The organism is Effusibacillus lacus, from assembly GCF_002335525.1.
Classification (GTDB): domain Bacteria; phylum Bacillota; class Bacilli; order Tumebacillales; family Effusibacillaceae; genus Effusibacillus; species Effusibacillus lacus.
This window is the reverse complement of record NZ_BDUF01000086.1, coordinates 130,339-146,041: the sequence shown is the minus strand read 5'-3', so window position 1 is coordinate 146,041 and position 15,703 is coordinate 130,339. Positions and strand designations below refer to the sequence as shown.

21 protein-coding genes and 2 pseudogenes are annotated in these 15,703 nt (G+C 47.6%); 1 reads left to right on the top strand and 22 read right to left on the bottom strand.

The window, feature by feature from the left end:
- Positions 1-58 precede the first annotated feature (58 nt).
- The 17 genes and pseudogenes from EFBL_RS15565 to EFBL_RS15495 all read right to left on the bottom strand — a co-directional run bounded on the left by EFBL_RS15565 (position 59) and on the right by EFBL_RS15495 (position 11,608).
- On the bottom strand, positions 59-985 hold the full coding sequence (locus EFBL_RS15565) for a catechol 2,3-dioxygenase (RefSeq protein ID WP_096182996.1): 927 nt from the start codon (positions 983-985) through the stop codon (positions 59-61).
- Positions 986-1,000: 15 nt separating this feature from the next.
- Positions 1,001-1,354 (bottom strand): 2Fe-2S iron-sulfur cluster-binding protein, encoded by a 354-nt coding sequence (locus EFBL_RS15560; RefSeq protein WP_096182995.1) that lies wholly within the window; start codon positions 1,352-1,354, stop codon positions 1,001-1,003.
- A gap of 59 nt (positions 1,355-1,413) precedes the next feature.
- Positions 1,414-1,836: a GlcG/HbpS family heme-binding protein gene (locus EFBL_RS15555; protein WP_096182994.1), complete on the bottom strand. Its 423-nt coding sequence runs from the start codon at positions 1,834-1,836 to the stop codon at positions 1,414-1,416.
- A 32-nt stretch (positions 1,837-1,868) separates the two neighbouring features.
- Complete coding sequence (locus tag EFBL_RS15550) at positions 1,869-3,422, bottom strand: 4-hydroxyphenylacetate 3-hydroxylase family protein (protein ID WP_096182993.1); 1,554 nt, start codon at positions 3,420-3,422, stop codon at positions 1,869-1,871.
- A 182-nt stretch (positions 3,423-3,604) separates the two neighbouring features.
- Positions 3,605-3,868, bottom strand: coding sequence for a tautomerase family protein (locus tag EFBL_RS15545; protein ID WP_096182992.1), 264 nt, complete (start codon positions 3,866-3,868; stop codon positions 3,605-3,607).
- A 27-nt stretch (positions 3,869-3,895) separates the two neighbouring features.
- The gene (gene dmpG / locus EFBL_RS15540) at positions 3,896-4,903 is read right to left on the bottom strand and encodes a 4-hydroxy-2-oxovalerate aldolase (RefSeq protein WP_096182991.1); all 1,008 of its coding nucleotides are present in this window, start codon (positions 4,901-4,903) and stop codon (positions 3,896-3,898) included.
- Between the two features lie 19 nt (positions 4,904-4,922).
- Positions 4,923-5,804 carry an acetaldehyde dehydrogenase (acetylating) gene (locus EFBL_RS15535; RefSeq protein WP_096182990.1) on the bottom strand — a complete coding sequence of 294 codons (882 nt, stop codon included), beginning with the start codon at positions 5,802-5,804 and terminating at the stop codon, positions 4,923-4,925.
- A gap of 10 nt (positions 5,805-5,814) precedes the next feature.
- Positions 5,815-6,621 carry a 2-keto-4-pentenoate hydratase gene (locus EFBL_RS15530; protein ID WP_096182989.1) on the bottom strand — a complete coding sequence of 269 codons (807 nt, stop codon included), beginning with the start codon at positions 6,619-6,621 and terminating at the stop codon, positions 5,815-5,817.
- A complete protein-coding gene (locus EFBL_RS15525; protein ID WP_096182988.1) occupies positions 6,618-7,094 on the bottom strand; it encodes a flavin reductase family protein in 477 nt (158 codons plus the stop codon). The genes EFBL_RS15530 and EFBL_RS15525 overlap by 4 nt, the downstream gene beginning before the upstream one ends.
- Positions 7,095-7,124: 30 nt before the next feature.
- Positions 7,125-8,564 carry an aldehyde dehydrogenase gene (locus EFBL_RS15520; protein ID WP_231705829.1) on the bottom strand — a complete coding sequence of 480 codons (1,440 nt, stop codon included), beginning with the start codon at positions 8,562-8,564 and terminating at the stop codon, positions 7,125-7,127.
- Between the two features lie 28 nt (positions 8,565-8,592).
- Positions 8,593-9,357: a 2-keto-4-pentenoate hydratase gene (locus tag EFBL_RS15515; protein ID WP_096182986.1), complete on the bottom strand. Its 765-nt coding sequence runs from the start codon at positions 9,355-9,357 to the stop codon at positions 8,593-8,595.
- A 45-nt stretch (positions 9,358-9,402) separates the two neighbouring features.
- Positions 9,403-9,600, bottom strand: a complete 198-nt coding sequence (locus tag EFBL_RS15510) for a tautomerase family protein (protein ID WP_096182985.1) — start codon at positions 9,598-9,600, stop codon at positions 9,403-9,405.
- Between the two features lie 347 nt (positions 9,601-9,947).
- A pseudogene (locus tag EFBL_RS22110) lies at positions 9,948-10,124 on the bottom strand (IS4 family transposase); the annotation flags it as partial.
- A 169-nt stretch (positions 10,125-10,293) separates the two neighbouring features.
- Complete coding sequence (locus EFBL_RS20675; protein ID WP_165912422.1) at positions 10,294-10,440, bottom strand: hypothetical protein; 147 nt, start codon at positions 10,438-10,440, stop codon at positions 10,294-10,296.
- Between the two features lie 96 nt (positions 10,441-10,536).
- Complete coding sequence (locus EFBL_RS15505; protein WP_424955023.1) at positions 10,537-10,716, bottom strand: helix-turn-helix transcriptional regulator; 180 nt, start codon at positions 10,714-10,716, stop codon at positions 10,537-10,539.
- A gap of 39 nt (positions 10,717-10,755) precedes the next feature.
- On the bottom strand, positions 10,756-11,136 hold the full coding sequence (locus tag EFBL_RS15500; RefSeq protein ID WP_096182984.1) for a PaaI family thioesterase: 381 nt from the start codon (positions 11,134-11,136) through the stop codon (positions 10,756-10,758).
- Positions 11,137-11,305: 169 nt separating this feature from the next.
- Positions 11,306-11,608, bottom strand: a complete 303-nt coding sequence (locus tag EFBL_RS15495) for a hypothetical protein (RefSeq protein WP_096182983.1) — start codon at positions 11,606-11,608, stop codon at positions 11,306-11,308.
- A gap of 521 nt (positions 11,609-12,129) precedes the next feature.
- On the opposite strand from EFBL_RS15495, the pseudogene EFBL_RS21945 reads away from it, so the two are divergent.
- Positions 12,130-12,622, top strand: a pseudogene (locus EFBL_RS21945) (site-specific integrase); the annotation flags it as partial.
- A gap of 66 nt (positions 12,623-12,688) precedes the next feature.
- Here EFBL_RS21945 and rlmD read toward each other — a convergent pair.
- The 5 genes from rlmD to EFBL_RS20670 form a co-directional block, all read right to left on the bottom strand.
- Positions 12,689-14,101 (bottom strand): 23S rRNA (uracil(1939)-C(5))-methyltransferase RlmD, encoded by a 1,413-nt coding sequence (rlmD, locus tag EFBL_RS15485; RefSeq protein ID WP_231705828.1) that lies wholly within the window; start codon positions 14,099-14,101, stop codon positions 12,689-12,691.
- An 88-nt stretch (positions 14,102-14,189) separates the two neighbouring features.
- Positions 14,190-14,456 (bottom strand): hypothetical protein, encoded by a 267-nt coding sequence (locus tag EFBL_RS15480; protein WP_096182981.1) that lies wholly within the window; start codon positions 14,454-14,456, stop codon positions 14,190-14,192.
- A gap of 149 nt (positions 14,457-14,605) precedes the next feature.
- Entirely contained in the window at positions 14,606-15,112 is a 507-nt protein-coding gene (locus EFBL_RS15475) for a hypothetical protein (protein ID WP_096182980.1), read from the bottom strand.
- A 6-nt stretch (positions 15,113-15,118) separates the two neighbouring features.
- Positions 15,119-15,487: a hypothetical protein gene (locus EFBL_RS15470; RefSeq protein WP_096182979.1), complete on the bottom strand. Its 369-nt coding sequence runs from the start codon at positions 15,485-15,487 to the stop codon at positions 15,119-15,121.
- A gap of 59 nt (positions 15,488-15,546) precedes the next feature.
- On the bottom strand, positions 15,547-15,699 hold the full coding sequence (locus tag EFBL_RS20670) for a hypothetical protein (RefSeq protein WP_165912421.1): 153 nt from the start codon (positions 15,697-15,699) through the stop codon (positions 15,547-15,549).
- Positions 15,700-15,703 lie beyond the last annotated feature (4 nt).

Genomic DNA, 15,703 nt, shown 5'->3' with positions numbered 1-15,703 from the left:
CCCACAAGCTGGAAATCTATGCGGGGTCTCTCATTCTCAAGCTCTCCCCAACCATCGATCAGGTCGTGACGCCAGTGAAACCTTCGATCCATTCTTGACGGTGATTGAAGTAAAAGATGCCCCGTGCCAACTGGTCCACTGTCCATTTCACAACCGGCATGTCGGGATACGCGATATATCCCCCTGTAAAGACTTCATTGCGGTTCCCTGCGGGATCAAAGTAGTAGATGGTTTGACCGCGGGTAATGCCGTGGCGTTCGATCCCAACATCAACCGGTACATCGTTTTTTGAAAACACATCGCCGGCTTTACGCAAATCATTAAATTCATCCAGCCAGAAGGCAAAGTGATGAAGCCCTTCGTCTTTTCCCGGAATGATTGCAATATCATGTGGGGTATAGCTCCGGAAAAGCCAGGCAGCAATAGGCGTTTCTGATTTCTCGTTCTCAACCACTTTCTCACTCATGTGGAAGTTAAGCGCTTTCATCAAAAAATCGATGGTTTCATGCGGTTTTTCCGCCGAGATCAACAGGTGATCGATCCGCGGAGCGCCTACTCCCAACAGCCCATCCGGCCACGGTGCCGGGTTGACCTGTGGCAGCGCTTTGCCCTCATACTCCATATCAACGAATAACTCCATCGTGTGTCCCGAAGGCAGCTTGAACTGTACACCTTCTCCCACTTTGAAGTTCTCATTTTTTGAAACACGTTTGATCGAAGCTCCGTAATGTTGAAGATTTTTCTCCAGTTTATCCAAATCCTCGAATGTGTGAACCTTGAAAGCCATCTTTTCCAAACCCGCACGATCCGACTTGCGTAACACGATCGAATGGTGGTCGTATTCATCCCACCCTTTCAAATAGACCGCATCTTCAGTACGGGCCGTTTCCTGCAAACCCATAATTTCAACGTAATGTTTGCGAGCCCCCTCCAAATCCGTTACACGAACTTGCACAAACCCCAAACGCATGATTCCTTCACCCATATTGAATCCTCCCTTCTAAAATATGCCTTGCATCCTATCAGTCCGAAGATATCGGGCCAGCGGGTCATCCCGCTCCGGGATTCGGATCGTAAGATCTGAACCGGGGTACGACTTGCAAGCCAGAATATACCCCTCTGAACGTTCCTCATTGGAAAGCGCAGTTTGGGAATAGGTTTCATTATGGTCGACATATCCGGCCAATAACTTCATCTTGCAAGCACCACAACCACCACGTCGACAACCGTAAAACGCAGGGCGTCCGCCTCGACCATAAAACTGTCCCATCAGCGCCTGTAAAACCGTCTCACTCGCCTGTCCGCTTACCTCCACTTCATGTGGTTCAATGTGGATCAAGATACTCTTGTTCATTTGAATGGCCTGCCCTTTCCGGATAGTCGAAAATCCGCCGCGTATGCAAAGGCTTGCATTTAGTTCTTGACTACTTCCAATGCAGCCCGGCAGATTTCCTCATCCTGCTCCTCCGATGCACCACTGACGCCTATCGCACCGATCACCTCCCCTTCGACCTTGATGGGAAAACCACCGCCAAAGATCGCAAGATCAGGCGTATGGGGAATCCCATGCAATAGTCGCGGATTCTCCTTGATAAGGTCATACCAATCCCCCGTTGGAATGCGAAAAGCGGCGGCGCTGTACGCTTTACGCTGGGCAATGCCTATGGACAGCAATGGAGCCCCGTCCATACGTCGGAACGATTTAAGATTCCCTGCCTCATCCATGATCGCAATATTTACGGAGACACCAAGCTCTCGCGCTTTAGTAACCGCTTGATCCAACATAGCCTCTGCAAGTTCCAATGTTATGCTTTTAACTACACGAAACTGTTCCATAGCTACCCTCCTTGCAGAAACGGACTGTTACTTTACTTAGGCCTTTTCTGAAAATGAATATTGACATCTTCAGGTGAAATCAGGTCATCCACCTTCCAACCGTCAAGGTCATACTCGCCCATCATACTCTCTGCAATTCCTACGAAACTATCGATATCTCCCATAGCCTGCGCCGTAAATAAAGTTTCAATTCGGATGTTTTCATAGTTACCCGCATAGTTTCGTTCATAGAGTTCATGCCGTCCGCCAAACTCGCTTCCTACAGCGTCCCAAAGCGCTTTCATGACTTTCATCTTCGCTTCCGCGTCATAGCCGTTCGACCCACGTAAATACTTGTCCAGATACGGGCGGATTTCGGGCGTCTTGAAGTCAACGGCGTTGGAGTTCATGTAGATTAAGGCGCTGGCAACGTCCGTCTCAATGATCTCTTTAATCCGCGGGTAAGCCAACGGAGCAAAAACGCGATAGGCTAAGCCATGGCGGACATCAGGGTTGACATATTCGCCCACCCAGGGAACCGGGGCGTGTGTCATAGCTTCAGAGATTGCATTGAACAGATTACGCCAGGCAATGACCTCGCCTAAGCGCGACTGAACACCTCGGAAGTCTTTCGATCCTGTCGACTCCAGTGCTTTGATGAGCAATCCGGCAATAAACTCGAGTTTTACCACAAAACGGTTGCAACCATGGAACGTAAACCGCGGGATAAATCCAGAAAGCGGGAAAAAGTTGTTCACTTTATCCAGATCACGGTAGACCAAGACATTCTCCCACGGAACGAAAACATTGTCGAAGACCAAAACCGCGTCGTTCTCATCAAGGCGGCTCGACAATGGGTAATCAAACGGACTTCCCATGACTGCAGCGTTATATTCGTACGAAGGCCGGCAGATCAACTTGACCCCAGGAGCATCCATAGGGATAATAAGAATCAATGCGAATTCTTCTTTCTGAATTGGCAATGGTCCGTAATGAGCCATAAAGTTCGCGTGAGTCAAAGCGGATCCTGTGGCTACAACTTTGGCACCGCTTACAAAGATTCCGCCATCCGTTTCTTTTGTAACATGCATGAATACATCACTTACTTCATGCGGGGGCTTGTTCCGATCCACGGGCGGATTCACGATAGCATGGTTCAAGAAAAGCACTTGCTCTTGGGCACGCTGATACCATCTCATTGCATTTTCATGAAACGGCTTGTAAAATTCTGAATTGGCACCCAGCGTCGCGATAAAGCTGGCTTTATAGTCCGGGCTGCGCCCCATCCAACCATAAGCAATCCGTTGCCATGCCTTAATTGCATCGCGAGAAGCAATCAAATCCTGAGCACTTTTGGGTGCTTTAAAAAATGGATGCGTTTTTCCTCCGTTCCCTGTGTCAGTATCTGTAAGAAGAACATCCTGTTGATTGGGATCGTGGAGAGCATCGTACATACGAGCGATCATTCGGGCTGAGTTGCGGAAGGCTGGATGAATGGTCACATCTTTCACCCGTTCGCCATAGATCCAGATTTCCCGCCCATCCCTCAAGCTGTCTAAATACTCTTCACCAGTCATCGGTCGATTCATCGTTTTACTCAATGCCATAAAACATCCTCCTGTTCCCTATGTTTTGTAATTCAACACAACGCACAAAATAGTTGAAAGATTCTGAACCAACAAACAACGCGTCCCGGAAGCTATGGCTTACATAAAACCACCTCCAACAGGAGTTCGAACCATTTTCCGATAATACATGAAAGATTCAGCAACTCTTATAAACCTTGTGTCTAATTGCGAGAATCCACAATATGATTCCTTGGTTCCACTTCCTCAGCAGAACTCTGACTGCCGGAAAGCGACCGTCCGTTTATTTTACTGGCAGGTTCCCCCGCAATTCCCCAATGATCCGGCTCTAGTTCAACAATAAAAACTCGAATCGACTGACGTTCAACGCCGAGAGTGGTAGCTGTTTGTTCCGTTAGTTGACGCAACAATTGGTGTTTTAACTCCGTGCTACGACCCCGCAACATATGAACTCGAACAATAATCATAACTCCCACCTACTTTGTGAATGATTTTTACTGGTGGGCCAATTCGTAAGCCACCCGGATAATTTGATCTTCTTGACCTCCCACAGCCTTACGCCTTCCAAGTTCAATCAGAATATCCCTGGACTCAACACCGAACTTTTCAGCGGCCCGCCGGGCATGGAGCAAGAATGTTGAGTACACTCCCGCATACCCTATCACCAGTGCATCCCGATCGATTACAATGGGACGAGGCAAAAGCGGTTTTACCACCTCTTCAGCAGCATCCATAGCTGCATAAAGATCTACTCCGGTCTCAACCCCCATTCGATCCAATACCGCAACAAGCACCTCAAGTTGTGTATTGCCCGCGCCTGCACCCAGACTGCAAAGAGAACCGTCCAGCCAACTAGCTCCTTCCTCCATAGCTACAAGGGTATTCGCCACCCCTAAGCCAAGGTTGTTATGACCGTGAAACCCCACCTCACAGGTTAAAGATTCACGGAGTGCCCGAACTCGATCACGAACCTGATCAGGCAACAATGCACCGGCAGAATCCACCACATACACAACATCAGCACCTGCATCCTCCAAGATCCGTGCCTGTTTCACCAGATCGGAAGACGTTATCATATGGGACATCATGAGAAAACCACAAACGGTCATTCCCAGTTCTTTTCCCATGGCAATGTGTTGAGGAGCAATATCCGCCTCAGTGCAGTGAGTTGCCACTCGGACAACCGATGCTCCAACTTCACGAGCACGTCTCAATTCTTCTTGAGTGCCAACTCCCGGCAACAGGAGGACGGAAACACTGGATTCACCAGCTTTCTCAACGGCCGTTCGGATCCAGTTCAACTCCGGCTCTTTCGAAAATCCAAACTGCAGCGAGGAGCCGCCCAGTCCGTCACCATGGGTTACCTCAAACACCGGGACTTTGGCATTCGCGAGAGCAGCTGCCACTTCACCCACCTGTTCTGAGGTGAACTGATGACGTACAGCGTGGCTGCCATCACGAAGCGAGACATCTACAAGTGTGATTTTGCGATTTGTTGTCATACTGTTTTTCCACTCCTTATCAGGAAACCGTTACACGCTCTTTGCCAAGTTTCTCCGCAACCCGTACTGCCGCAGAGGTTATGATATCGAGATTGCCTGCATACTTGGGCAGGTAATCGCCAGCTCCCTCAACTTCGACCATGATGGTAACCATGATTCCTTCCCCCGTGGGAGAATGTTCAACAAGCGGCGGAACTTTTAATTTGTATCCCGGAACATATTTTTGAACTTCTGCTACCATCTCATTGACCGAATTCACAATGGTTGCCTCCACCCCCTTCAGGACATTCACGTAGATGGTGTTCGTCATCATGATAGGAGGCTCCGCCGGATTGAGAATAATCAATGCTTTTCCGCGTTTAGCACCGCCAACCTGCTCGAGAGACCGGGCCGTTGCCCGAGTAAATTCATCAATATTTGCCCGCGTTCCGGGACCTGCACTTCTCGAAGATACGGTTGCCACTATCTCGGCGTAATTCACTTCTGCCACCCTACTGACAGCGTAAACCATAGGTACTGTAGCCTGTGCACCGCAAGTAATCAGACTGATGTTATCCAGAGGAAGATCGGCGTTGAGATTGACAACAGGCACAACCGGATCCCCTACTGAAGCTGGAGTAAGATCAATAGCAATCTTGCCTGCCTCTTTAAGTAGAGGAGCGTGAGTTAAATGTGCCTTGGCTGAAGTGGCATCAAAGACAATCTGAATCTCTTTATCGGCCAAAATGGCATCGATCGATTCGGTACTGGTTGGAATCCCCATTGACCGTGCCCTCGACAGACCTTCTGAATCAGGATCAACACCCGCCATTAGGGACAGTTCCAACGATGAACTTCGAAGTATTTTGTACATTAGGTCAGTTCCGATATTTCCGGATCCAATAATCCCCACTTTTACCATTACCGTTCACTCACCTTTGTTCTTGTATGGAAGGAAACTGCAACATGATTGCGTCAAGACCGGCAATCTGCAAACACACGTTTTGGCCTGGTTGTACGGATACAGCACCGGCCAACGCACCTGAAAGGACAATGTCCCCTGCTTCAATTCCTTCTCCCATCTCACCAAGTTTATTTGCCAACCAAGATACACATACAGCTGGATGCCCAAGGGCCGCTGCCCCGGCACCTACCGACTGAATGCGTCCGTCAACATAAAGCACCATTCCCGCAAGCGCCAAATCCAGATCCTGCCAACGCGTGTGCCATGACCCAAGCGCATAAGCTCCTGAAGATGCATTGTCAGCTACTGTATCAACCAGCTTAATTTTCCAATCCCGAATACGACTGTCGACAATCTCGACTGCTGCCGCCACAGCTTCGGTGGCGTTGAAAACATCATTTATCGTTACCCCCGGACCTCGAAGCGGCTTTTTCATTAAAAAGGCAATCTCTCCCTCTACACGAGGTTGGAGCAAGCGACTCATATCTACCTCTCCGACACCACGTGTTACGGGTATGGAAAAACTGTTTAACAGCACACCATAGTCCGGCTCATCAACCCCCATCATTTGCTGCATAGCTTTGCTGGTTAAGCCGATTTTTCTACCCGTTATACGGTCTCCGGTTGCCAAACGGCGACGTACCCAGGATTGCTGGATCGCGTAGGCGTCCTCTACCGTACAAAGTCCAGACTCTTCGCTAAGTGGTTGAATAGGCACGCGTGTTTGCCAGGCCTGTTCCAAACGACTGGCAATCTCATCAATCGGTAGTGTCATGCCAGCCCCTCCTTAGCAAGTGGCAGGCTGGTGAACTTACCGGTGTAGAAAACCAAAGGCTGACCGTCCCGATAGTGGAAGTTTTGGATTTCTCCAAGATAGAGGACATGATCACCACCGTCATAAGTCTGCCATGGTTTACACTCGAACCAAGCCAGGATATTGTCCAATCTGGGCGAATCCTCTCCATCCTGCCACTTTATATCAACTCCTTCCTTCGGGCGACCGGCAAAATGCATTGCAAGATCCTCCTGTCCGACCGAAAGAATGTTCACCACAAAGGGTTTCCCTTCGAGTTTATTGCAAGCCTTGGCCTGCCGATCAATCGAAACCAATAACAACGGCGGATCCAATGATACTGAAGTGAACGAGTTCACCGTTATCCCATATCGTTCTCCCTCTGCAGCGTACGTCACCACGGTGACACCGGTCGCAAAACGACCAAAGCAGTATCGCAATTCCCGTTTATCCATATTAAGTCCCCCAGTATGGTCAAAATCTTGTTAGATAGCAACGCAGATATTTACCAGCTCAGTGTAGAATTCCATGCTATAGTGGCCGCCTTCCCGCCCGATTCCACTATATTTCATGCCACCAAAGGGGACCCGCAGATCGCGAACAAAGAAATCATTTACCCATACCGTACCGACTTTCATGGCTGCGGCCACTCGGTGGGCCCTGCTGACATCGCGTGTCTGCACCACTCCACTCAACCCGTAACGGGTTCCATTGGCCCATTCGATGACTTCTTCTTCGGTCTCAAAGGGTGTAACCGTCACCACAGGACCAAAAACTTCGTCCAGACAAATCTTGTCTTGAAATCCGGCAGCTATGACTGTTGGCATCATGTAATTTCCCTTACTCAGAGAACCCGGGAGTATCAGTTGTTCCCCGCCAACAAGTACCTCGTTGCCATCTTGTTTCGCGGCTTGAACAAAACCCAGTACCCGGTCAAGATGTTCAGGCGCAATCAAAGCACCCATTTCGGTCTTTGGATCCATTGGATCATCAACTTTTATCTTCTTCGTCAGTTCAATAAACTCAGACACAAATCGATCATAGATGGATTTTTGGACGAAGATACGCGAACCCGCCAAACAAAATTCCCCTTGATTAAAGAAAGCCGCCTTTTTCGCAATCTCCAACGCACGCGCAATATCCGCATCCTCAAAAATAATATTGGCTCCCTTGCCACCCAACTCAAACGAATATCGCTTAAGAGTAGCCGCTCCGGCACGCATGATCGTTTGTCCGGTAGTGGTTTCCCCGGTAAAAGAGACAAGAGCAACATCAGGATGTGTTGTAAGAAATTCACCGGCACTGTTAGGTCCGTGACCGTGCACCACATTGAAGACACCGGGCGGAAGGTCCGCTTCTTGCGCAATTTGAGCCAGCTTCCAGGCTCCAAGAGGAGTCCATTCTGCAGGTTTCAACACGACCGTATTCCCAAAAGCCAGTGCAGGACCAATTTTCCAGGTTTCGAGCAAAAGGGGAACATTCCAGGGGGTAATGAGGGCCGCAACGCCAACAGGTTGACGGAGCACATAGTTAATGTAACCGTTTTCCATCGGGTAACTTTCTGATCCTATCATGGTGACAAAATCAGCAAAAAAGCTAATATTGGCGGCCACACGCTCAAGATAGTGACGACTGTTCTCGGAAATTGGACGGCCCACATCGAGAGTCTCAATCCGGGCGAGTTCGTCGGAGTGCTTACGAATTAAATCGGCAAACCGATTCAAAATTTGTCTTCTTTCCGATGGCTTCGTACGAGACCACTTTTCAAACGCTTGTTTCGCCGCTTCGACTGCCGCGTTTACTTCCGCCTGTCCTCCGTCAGGAGCCGTTCCGAGCACTTCACCTGTTGCAGGATAATACACTTCGAACCGATCACCACCGTTTACGAATTTTCCATTAATAAAATGTTGAACTTCATATTGCACAATCGGTTCCTCCTCGTGATCAATTTCATCAGATTATTGGTGCTACCAACTTCGATCCGGCCGGCCCCTCAACCGACAACATTCTTGCTTCTCCAATAAGTACGGCAGAACAGGGAGCTCCAAGCAAAATCATGTCCCCCTCCCGAATCCATCGTCCAATTCGCCGGATTTGCTCAGCGGCCCATGTGATCAAAGTAATAGGGTCTCCCAGTTCCGTTAACGAACCCTCAACCCATTTCCCTGCATCCAAGGAAAGTCGTAACTGCCCTTCCTGCCGCCAAAGCACTTCCGGGGGTAGTGGACGTCCACTCAGAACAATTGCACCACCCGAAGCATTATCGGCTACGACATCAGAAGCCGTAAAACGATATTCGGAATAGATGCTGTCTAACACATCAACGACCAGTTGTACATAGGCAATGCATGAAAGCAGATCGCTGGTACGCGCATCCTCCGGAGGTTTGCGACCAAACACGACTGCCAGTTCCGGCTCCACACGGGGCTGGATGAAACGACTCCGTACAATCGGTTCGCCTGGTTGGACGAGCATCGAACGGTGTAAATGACCTATGATTGGTTCCGATACACCCATTTGTTTCTGCTTGGCCGGGCTGATGAGTCCAAGTTTGTATCCAATAATGGAGTCCCCCTCCGCCTCCCTGCTACTCGCCAACTCACTCTGTATCTGATATGCGTCCTCGAGCGACAGAGGTTGTTCATTCTCAAAAGATCCCCGATCCCTCAACTGTCTGCGGCACTGAAGGATCGCTGTCGCTACAGCGCTTTTATCCATCCTTCGAAACCTCCTGATTTTAAATTCTGAGCGCTCCCGTTATGATTAATCGCCTGGTTCCTCTAATCTACCGGATGAACCGTCAAACAAGTTTTCTTCAGAAATCTCATGTAAAACAATTCGTATTTGTTCCGTTCTTGAATTCACTACCTGTTTCATAACACCAGCCAAAACCTCAACCAAATTCTGTTTCTGTTCCCTTGACAACTTCTTGTCCTGCAAGATCACTTCGATAAATGGCATGACTCTCTCTCCATTCTTATATCATATATGATATATTGTTTATACAATTTTTATTATTCTAGACATTCTAACTGATGTCATTCCTGATAATCAGCTAAAATTACCGATTATCCCGTATTAACTGCCGGTATATTGCTTTTTCGTTCTATTTCCCAACATTTCACCTTTTTAACAGAATCGTCTGAACCTGAAATAGAAAAACAAGTCTTAAACAAAACGTGAAATGCGTCTTTCTGGTTGCATTCAAATGTTTTCGTTATGATTGAACAAATAATTTTTGATTCAAAAAACAAAAAGCAGCTCTGCTATGAGCCGCCTTTGAAACAAGAACCTCTTTTTTTCCGGAGAAACCAATTGCGTCCCTGAAATACGAGAGTGAAAATGAGTTGAAATACGGCTAAAGCTGACATACCGAAAGATTAACGAATGCCGGCCTTACGAAGCAAATGGCCGATTTGTAAGGTTGAGAAAATCACTGAAAAACGTTCTTCGTACTTTTCGGACAGAGAGTTGTGGTGTACCATAAAGTTACACACCTTTCTGTTTGGAATGGTAAGCTGGACACTTCCACTGTACCAAACGAGAAGGGTGTTTTTTGCTGTCAAGCAGGCAAATAATTAGCTGAAAATCCCTGTAACATTAAGGGTGAAACAAGTTTTTGGAGATGCGAAAGTTGAGTAGTTAATATCACAATTATTTCTTCTTTCGGTAAAAAATCTTCCCTTCGTTAAGGTACTTCCAAAAGATGTTATCTGGAACTCGGTAAGTATCCCCAAACTTCAGGTCTGGGATCTCTCCGGCCACCTTCACAACGAGCCATAATTTGACCAACTCTTTCATGAACATCCTCCTTTCGGTTGATGGTATATCTTATTTAGCAAGCCACAAAAGGATGACTTATAAAACAATTTTTTGTTTCTGAAAATAAAAAGAGCGCTATTCACGCTCCCAAATATCATGTATGCTCATGCCTAAGGCTTCGGCAATACGAAAAGCTACATCTAAAGTTGGAATGGTTTTCCCATTTATGATTCGGCTCAATGTGGCGTTTTGAATACCCGCCTTTTCAGCTAACCACTTTGATTTTAAACCCTTCTCCGCAAGAATAACCTTCAATCGACACTTCACATCCCCCACCTCACCCCAGGCCAACTCCTATTTTTCCTTGATTCTAAAAAAGATGCCGTTGGATTTTGCTACAATTTCATTTTGATCATCAAAAATATGGCATTCAGCATGCATCAGATTCTTTCCGATTTTAAACGTATGAGCATCCGCTACCAAAACGGTTCCTTGGGCAGGTTTTAGAAAGGAGGTTTTAAGGTCAACCGTAACTGCCGTTTGAATGCCGTTCTCATCTGGCTGCAGAATATTACTCATCGCAACGTCAGCTAACGAAGAAATAATGCCTCCATGCACATACCCTAAGCTATTGATAAACAAAGGTTTTAAAGGCAAACGAATTTTCACTCGGTTGTCACTAACTCGTTCGTATTGCAGTCCCAAGAATTCGTCAAATGGTTGTTTAATAAACATAACTTCTCCACCTCACCCGCTTACTTCTTGATGGGCCTTGTCGAATCCTTTGGCGAAATATGGCGAAAATTGTAGCCGTTCACAATTTAATGTGCATAAAGTGTGAATAAAACAAAAACCTCCCACCTCGAAGGGTAGGAGGTCATCTTTTTCCAACTTCCGATATTTACTAAATGAAAAATCGTCTTCTGAAGAAAAACGGTGTCAATGCCAATAAAAAGAAGAAAGGAAAGAAAAATCGTCTAAACCCAAATTGTACAGTTTCCACTTTATTTTCTTCAGGTCGATCCGCTGTGATTGTTTTTAACTTCTCAAAATCCCCTCCAGCTAGCACCCCTCTTTCAGGGACATCCAGCCAAATTCCGTCTGGTCTTACTCCCCGAACGATACCGTAGTATTTACTGCCATCAATACAATGTGCACATACTGACCGACCAACAAATTGTTTCGCATAATGATAGGAAACCGCCATTGTATCCCCCCTCCTTTTGCTTAAATTCACTATTATCCTATGGATGTTCCAACGTCCCATCTTTCCGCTTGTGCTGATATTTAAAGAAATCCGGAAAAATAGACAAATACTGATCATAGTGCTTTTTATGAAGGATGATTAAAAAGACGCCTCAGCAGAGAGGCGTCTTTTTAAGGAAGGCTTGAATAATACACCCGTCAGGCAGTGGTGTTCCTTCTTCCTTACTGAGATTATATGAAACAATATGCGACCGAGCTTTCCGCTTTTGAGGATTTTTCTAGAAACCTATTCACAATAGACTGATAACTTACGGCACTTGTCAGTTGCGACAATTTGCTAACCTGAATTAACTGTAAATGTATCAAGCGACAAGGAGGGAAGCTATGATGGATGGAGTATTTGGGGGTTTTACTCGTTGGGCAGTAGTATTCCTGATTATCTTCGTACTGTTTATTCTGCTCGTTCCTGGAACCTATTAATCGCTAGTGAAAAGGAAGGACCGGAGAAAATGCCGGTCCTCGTTAGCTTTGAAATGGAAAGATGTTGACTTAGAAAACGGGAAAATCAATGTGGTCAGCACTCTTGTCTACGATGATGAGGGATTCCGGTTTAACGAACCAAAGTCCAACAGTTCAAAACGACAGGTTGCAATTGACAAATCTGACTGTGACGAGCTGCGAAAATACAAGTCCAGGCAAAAAAAACTTAAACTGGCACTAGGTTCAAGCTATGAGGATCACGGGCTTGTATTTTGTCGCGAGGATGGCAGGCCAATTCATCCACGCCAACTTGCTATGTATACAACCGGATCGCCAAAAATGCCGGGGTTCCACAAATCCGTATACATGATCTACGGCACACTCATGCAACCTTGCTATTGAAGTTGGGGTAAACCCGAAGGTGGTCAGCGAAAGATTGGGCCACTCATCCGTACAAATGACTTTGGATATTTACTCCCACGTTCTCCCGGACATGCAGGAGTCAGCGGCCCAAAAATTCAGTGATGCGCTGAAATATTCGCCGGAAGTAATTGTGGTCAAAATTGTGGACAGACACATTTTTTCAATCCGAAAAATCCTGTTATTTCAAGGTTAGTAAGGTTACGCACTCCACATGGGCGGTTTGCGGAAACATATCGACAGGTTGGATATTCTGGATTTCGTACTTTTCCAAAAGGATATTGCAATCCTTTGCAAGGGTTGAAGGGTTGCATGAAACATACACAATCCGTTTCGGCTTCGCTGTGAGCATGGCTCTTAGCAACTCCTCATCGCACCCGGTTCTCGGCGGATCGACCACCACCACGTCGGGACGGAACCCTTTTTTCACACGTTCAACAAGGAGCCTCTCCACTTTCCCGACCTCAAAACGGGCGTTGCGAATTCCGGATCGAACCGCATTCTCGCGCGCATCTGCAATTGCCTCCGGAATCACGTCGATCCCTAATACTTCCTTCGCTTTTGGTGCCAGCCACAACCCGATTGTACCCACGCCGCAATAAGCGTCGACAACCGTTTCCTCGCCTGTCAGAGCAGCCGCCTCGGCAACCAGGTTATACAGTTTTGTCGTCTGTTCCGGGTTTAATTGAAAAAAAGCCCGGGAAGACAGAGTAAACCTGACCTCGCCAAGACGTTCTTCAATCTTTTCCTTGCCCCAGAGAGGAACCGTTTTCTCCCCAAACACCAGGGATGTCCTGGCCGGATTGATATTTTGCATGATGCTGGTCAGATAAGGCAACCGTTCCCGCAAGCGCTGAATCAATTCTTTTTTCCTTGGAAGTTCCTCCGTTCGTGTAACCAGCGTAAGTTGCACTTCCCCTGTTTCAAACCCGATTCGGGGAACAATTGTGCGAACAGACCCCGTATGTTTTTTCTCGTTATAAATGGGAATCCCCAGTTCTTGCAGAAGATCCCGAACCGTCCGGACGATCTCGTTTGTGGTCGGGTGTTGGATGGGACAGGCAGAGACGTCGACCAGTTTGTGTGTGCCGGGAGAATAGAGACCTGCCACCACTTCACCGCCGACAACTGCCACCGGCAACTGGGCTTTGTTTCTGTACTCCCAGGGGTGGTTCATTCCGACTGTCGGTTGAATTGGCCAATGGCTTTGCCCTGTGTATCTGGCAAACGATTCCCGAACCAGCTCCCGCTTCCATTCCAACTGCGACTGGTATTCCAGATGCTGCAATGTACAACCTCCACATTGTTCATACACCGGACAGGGAGGGTTGATTCGTTGCTTTGCTTTTTTTATAATGCGAAGCAGTTTGGCCCTTGCAAAATTGGGCTCCACCTGAGTGATTCTGGCAGCGACTTTCTCACCGGGCAACGCCCCATCTACAAACACAACCTGCCGTTCCACATAGCCGATACCTTCACCGTTGATACCCAGCCGGTTGACATCCATCGTGACAACTTCTCCCGGCTTCAGACGTATGGAAGTTTTAACTGACCTTTGTTGAGCGCTTTTATTGCGAACTGGTTGCTGTCCCACTTTGAAGTCCGTCCTTTCTGTATCTCCCTTATTATACCAATCATGCCTGGATTCGTATCACTAAAAAAAGACCCGGTTGAACCGGGCCCTACGCACACAAAACTTTCTTGATCATTGTGATATCCAGACTGTGATTTTGTACAATAGCCTTTATTTGATCAAGTGTTTCGGTGTTGGAAGCTATCATTTTTTGATGTGAATGAAGCTGTCTTTCAATTTCGTACATTCTGGCTTCAATCTTGTCGATTCTGGCTTCAATCTTGTCGATTCTGGTCTCGATCTTGTCCAACCGTTCATACACCTGTGCAAAACCACCCCTCATCTCGGACAGGATGGTTGAAAGCATTTCTTCCATTTTGTCAAGTCTCCTCTCAGTGCATGATAAAAGACGTTTGTTCCGCTCGATAGTGTGAATCCATTATAGCATTCCAACCATCCAAGCACTATAGGATTCTTATGGGGGAGGAAAACCGCAGTGTGCCCGCAAGGGGCAAGGCGGACACACTACGGAGTCTGGGGGAGCTCTGTTACGGAGCGAAAAGTGAAGGGAAAGGAGCGATCGATAAAGGGGATCCGCACGAAGGCGGTTATTTGCGACTCGATCGCGGGGGAGTGAAGTATTATTCGGCCTCCCTGAAGAGTGGCCGGTACTTCGTTGCGCCCATAAATCTTAAAAGTATCGATTTTCAACTGCTGCAAGGAACTGCCAGATGGAGCTTGGAGTGTGGTTTCATCCAGATTCAACTGTCTGGCAAGCATCAATTCAAAAGTTTTTCTGGCTTCTGTTTCCACCAGAGCAACGGAAGCGGTGTTGGCCAGATTTTCAAGATGGAGGCTTGGGTAACACGCCCAGTTGCTCATATCCAGTTTGGTCTGGATATTTTCCTGAAGCACTCCCAACCAATACCAGGATATGCCGTAAACAGCCAACGACAGTGACAGCAATGCGATCACGGCATACATAGCGGGAACCGCATAGGCACCCCGCTCGTCCTTGATAAGCCGGAGCATGTTCTTTCACCTCGGGTTTTTCAAGCTGATGGAATTGCGGATCCCGCCCAACGGAACTTCAATTTCAAAAGGCGAGATACTTGTCCCAAAAAATCGGTAGGGGTATTGCAGACGCAATTGGATATCACCCCGAAAGGCAACAGGTGCCGGAGTGCCGGTGATTTGCGTTCGTTCCAACCCCCGGGCAACCAAATCTTCCGCAAGGCGGTTTTGGATATCGACAGTCAATCCTCCAGCCATCTCCATCATCAGGATGCCTCGCCGGGCAACTTCAGAAAGCGCCTGCTGGGTCAGAAACATCTGATAGCCTAGAAACAGGGTCCAAACCACCAATACCGTTACCAACAAACTGTAGAGCAGCGCCAGTATATCCATACTGCCGCGCTCATCCTGCAGAATGCGGCAAGAGACTCCTTTTGGACGGGCCCCCCTGCTCATTGAAGGTTGGTCAACCGGCCTACCTGTGTGGTAATTTCGGTCACCATATTCCCCCCCGCAGTTTGCAATGTGGGCCAGGCGGCAATGGCTACTACCGCAATCAACGCGATCCCGAATACACTTACAGCCAACCATTTAATAACTTCCATGGAA

Bases quoted from the DNA above. Each gene is read 5' to 3' on its own strand.
- EFBL_RS20675 (WP_165912422.1), bottom strand. From the start codon at position 10,440: ATGAAAGAGTTGGTCAAATTATGGCTCGTTGTGAAGGTGGCCGGAGAG.
- EFBL_RS15475 (WP_096182980.1), bottom strand. From the start codon at position 15,112: ATGCTCCGGCTTATCAAGGACGAGCGGGGTGCCTATGCGGTTCCCGCT.
- EFBL_RS15515 (WP_096182986.1), bottom strand. From the start codon at position 9,357: ATGGATAAAAGCGCTGTAGCGACAGCGATCCTTCAGTGCCGCAGACAG.
- EFBL_RS15470 (WP_096182979.1), bottom strand. From the start codon at position 15,487: ATGGATATACTGGCGCTGCTCTACAGTTTGTTGGTAACGGTATTGGTG.
- EFBL_RS15525 (WP_096182988.1), bottom strand. From the start codon at position 7,094: ATGGATAAACGGGAATTGCGATACTGCTTTGGTCGTTTTGCGACCGGT.
- dmpG (WP_096182991.1), bottom strand. From the start codon at position 4,903: ATGACAACAAATCGCAAAATCACACTTGTAGATGTCTCGCTTCGTGAT.
- EFBL_RS15495 (WP_096182983.1), bottom strand. From the start codon at position 11,608: ATGGCGGTTTCCTATCATTATGCGAAACAATTTGTTGGTCGGTCAGTA.
- EFBL_RS15510 (WP_096182985.1), bottom strand. From the start codon at position 9,600: ATGCCATTTATCGAAGTGATCTTGCAGGACAAGAAGTTGTCAAGGGAA.
- EFBL_RS15500 (WP_096182984.1), bottom strand. From the start codon at position 11,136: ATGTTTATTAAACAACCATTTGACGAATTCTTGGGACTGCAATACGAA.
- EFBL_RS15550 (WP_096182993.1), bottom strand. From the start codon at position 3,422: ATGGCATTGAGTAAAACGATGAATCGACCGATGACTGGTGAAGAGTAT.
- EFBL_RS15545 (WP_096182992.1), bottom strand. From the start codon at position 3,868: ATGATTATTGTTCGAGTTCATATGTTGCGGGGTCGTAGCACGGAGTTA.
- EFBL_RS15565 (WP_096182996.1), bottom strand. From the start codon at position 985: ATGGGTGAAGGAATCATGCGTTTGGGGTTTGTGCAAGTTCGTGTAACG.
- EFBL_RS15480 (WP_096182981.1), bottom strand. From the start codon at position 14,456: ATGGAAGAAATGCTTTCAACCATCCTGTCCGAGATGAGGGGTGGTTTT.
- EFBL_RS20670 (WP_165912421.1), bottom strand. From the start codon at position 15,699: ATGGAAGTTATTAAATGGTTGGCTGTAAGTGTATTCGGGATCGCGTTG.
- EFBL_RS15530 (WP_096182989.1), bottom strand. From the start codon at position 6,621: ATGACACTACCGATTGATGAGATTGCCAGTCGTTTGGAACAGGCCTGG.
- EFBL_RS15555 (WP_096182994.1), bottom strand. From the start codon at position 1,836: ATGGAACAGTTTCGTGTAGTTAAAAGCATAACATTGGAACTTGCAGAG.
- EFBL_RS15535 (WP_096182990.1), bottom strand. From the start codon at position 5,804: ATGGTAAAAGTGGGGATTATTGGATCCGGAAATATCGGAACTGACCTA.
- EFBL_RS15560 (WP_096182995.1), bottom strand. From the start codon at position 1,354: ATGAACAAGAGTATCTTGATCCACATTGAACCACATGAAGTGGAGGTA.